The sequence below is a fragment of the Arsukibacterium sp. MJ3 genome (assembly GCF_000987765.1).
Taxonomy (GTDB): Bacteria; Pseudomonadota; Gammaproteobacteria; order Enterobacterales; family Alteromonadaceae; genus Alishewanella.
In genome coordinates this window covers 1-605 of sequence record NZ_LAHP01000118.1, presented here as the reverse complement: position 1 = coordinate 605, position 605 = coordinate 1, and the positions used below count along the sequence as shown (strand labels likewise).

General features: G+C 42.8%; 2 pseudogenes. Both read left to right on the top strand.

The annotated features are described in order from the left end of the window. Positions 1-315 (top strand): annotated as a pseudogene (locus tag VT06_RS18690) (hypothetical protein); the annotation flags it as partial. A 51-nt stretch (positions 316-366) separates the two neighbouring features. After that, positions 367-605, top strand: a pseudogene (locus VT06_RS18535) (DUF3185 family protein); the annotation flags it as partial.

Here is a 605-nt window from a genome sequence, read left to right as displayed (position 1 = left end):
GATGACCAAGCGGGGTTAGTTCTGTACCCACACTTTCAACGTGAGGTGATACCGGGGTGGTTTGATAAGAATACCAAGCGCCGCACCACAGGCAAGAATTGGCGCAACGCAGTAGTGATTATGCCAACACAGGCGTTCGTTGATGCTTTACCGTATGGCAAAATTCCAGATCGGCATGATTTTGCGAATTTAGATGTAGCGGCTCGGCAAAAATTTTGGCAGCAGGCCACTGATGCTGGCTATCGTTTAGCCGAAGAAGTGGCTAAAAGCATAGCTACAGGTAGCATTCAGCAGCACGTAAAGGAATGGGAATAACCGCTACCCCTAGTGAAGATGAATGTAGCTTACTGTTAATTAAAAGAAAACATGGGTGAGCAAACTTTACTTTCAGTCAACATCAACTACTCTGATGGGGTAGTTGGAAAAGTGTGTGTTAAACAAAGCAACAAACAGAACAACAAACAAAGTAAAAATGAGTTAGAAAGGATTGCAGAACAACATCTCATAGGAGACGTGTTTATGAATAAATTTGTATCACTTGCTATTTTAGTTGCGGGTTTGATTATTTTATATTTTGGTTGGCAAGAGCGTGAATCGGCCGCAGG